The following is a 2,152-nucleotide window of genomic DNA, read 5'->3' on the forward strand; positions in this document are numbered from 1 at the left end:
CCCGTGGGGACACCGCCCCGGCCCCGCCCCCCCCCCCCCCCGGCCCGGGGGGCGCCCCCCCCCCCCCCCCCCCCCCCCCCGCCCCCCCCCCCCCCCCCCCCCGGCCGCGTCTCCGGCGCGGCCGGCGTGACCGGCCAGGCCCGGGCGACCGGCGACGGTGTCGACGCCGTCGAACCGCTCGCCGCGCTGCGCCGCCAACAGCCGGCCTGGCACCCGTGCCGAACCGGCCCGCAGGACACCGCCGGCGCCGAGCTCGACGACGCCGGCGCCGGCTGCACCGAGGTCACCGTCCCGCTCGACCACCGCCGACCGGACGGCCCGACCCTGAGCGTCGCCCTCTCCCGGCTGCCCGCCACCGACCCCGCCCACCGCCTGGGCGCCCTCTTCTACAACCCGGGCGGCCCCGGCGTCCCCGCCCGGCACCTCGGCCTCGCCCTGAGCCGGGCCGCGCCCGCCCTCGCCGCCCGCTACGACATCGTCGCCATGGACCCGCGCTTCGTTGGCGCCAGCACCCCGCTCGACTGCGGCTGGCCCACCAGCGGCCCGGGGTCGGCCGGCCCCACCCGCGCGACCTTCGAGCGGTCCGCCGCACTCGCCGAGGACCTGGCCGCCCGCTGCGCGCCGTACCGCGACGCGCTGCCGCACATCTCCACCCGCGCAACCGCCCGGGACATGGACCTGGTGCGCGCCGTCCTCGGCGAGCCGACCATCGCCTACCTCGGTTCCTCCTACGGCAGCTACCTCGGCGAGGTGTACCTGCAGCTGTTCCCCGAGCGGGTCGGACGGGCGGTGCTCGACGCCGCCCTGGACCCCGACCGCTTCGGCCCCGACCTGACCGCCACCCAGGGCCCCGCGATGGACGCCGCGCTCACCGCGTGGGCGGAGTGGACGGCCCGCCACGACGACCGCCACCACCTGGGCACCAGCACCACCCGGGTGCTGGCCGCGGTGGAGCGGGTGCGCCGGCAGACCGAGCGGGCCCCGCTGACGGTCGGTACCCACCGGGTCGACGCCCGCACCCTGCCGCAGGTGCTGTGGACGGTGTCGGCCGGCGACGACACCGCCGCCTACACGGAGTTCGCCGACCTGGTGCGCGTCCTGGTCGACGCCGCCGAAGGCCGGACCGCTGAGCCGAGCGCGCTGCTGGAGGCCGTGCTCACCGGCCTGGAGGCCCCCGACACGGGCGGGTCCGCCGCCGTGCAGACCGCGATCATGTGCGCGGACCGCGCCGCCTCGCGCGACCCGCTCGCCTACTACCGGGACGTCCAGGCCCACCGCGCCGACGAGCCGCTGTTCGGCCCGCTCACCCGCAACCTCACCCCCTGCACCTTCTGGCCCGCACAGCCCGCCGAACCGCCCACCCGGGTGCGCAACGCCGTACCCGTCCTGCTGGTGGGCGCCGACGGCGACCCGGCCGCGACCCGCGCCGGCCAGCTCTCCGCCCACCGGGCCCTGACCGGCTCCCGCCTCGTCACCCTGCGCGGAGCTTTCCACCACACCGTCTACGCGGGCATGTTCGCGCTGCGGGACGCCTGTGTCGACGCGGCCGTCGACCGCTACCTCCTGGACGGTGTCCTGCCCGCCCAGGACACCGACTGCATCGCCGCCCGCCCGTGAGGCTCTGAACCGGCGCGGGCCACCGGGCGCCGCCCTCCAGCGGGACGGCCAGCTCGGCGAACGCCGCCCGGACCGCCCCCGGTTCTCGATCCACGGGAAGTGACCGGCAGCCCTCGGCACAGGGCGTTTGTCTCGGGCGCCGAGGAGGAGTACTGTCTCCGAGTCGCTCGACTGGGAGCACCGGACACGCATCGGCGCGGACGGTCCCGGGGCGGCCAATCCCTTGAAGCAACACTTCCCGGCTCGGGCTGGGGCGGATCTGTCATGGGCAGATACGGCCTGGTCTGAATGTGGCGTGTTCATTTAATCGGATTGCGGTCGATTCGCTTTTCGGAGCAGAGCTCGGCTAAGGTTCGGAACGTCGAACGGAGCGCAAGCGCCGGGCGACACCGGCAAATCGGAAGTGGAAAGCCCCGGTAAACGGAGCGGAAAACGTCTGGTAAGCTGGAAACACGAAAGAACGAAGCCCGGAGGGTCCGCTGGAAGGCGGTCCGAAGGAAGCGTCCGTTCCTTGAGAACTCAACAGCGTGCCAAA

General features: G+C 75.4%; 1 protein-coding gene. It reads left to right on the top strand.

Annotated elements, in window-relative coordinates; translation table 11 throughout:
• Nucleotides 1-126 precede the first annotated feature (126 nt).
• Nucleotides 127-1,617, top strand: coding sequence for an alpha/beta hydrolase (locus ACGF0D_RS32970; RefSeq protein WP_392922544.1), 1,491 nt, complete (start codon nt 127-129; stop codon nt 1,615-1,617).
• Nucleotides 1,618-2,152 lie beyond the last annotated feature (535 nt).

The sequence above is a fragment of the Kitasatospora sp. NPDC048298 genome, assembly GCF_043201465.1.
GTDB lineage: Bacteria > Actinomycetota > Actinomycetes > Streptomycetales > Streptomycetaceae > Kitasatospora.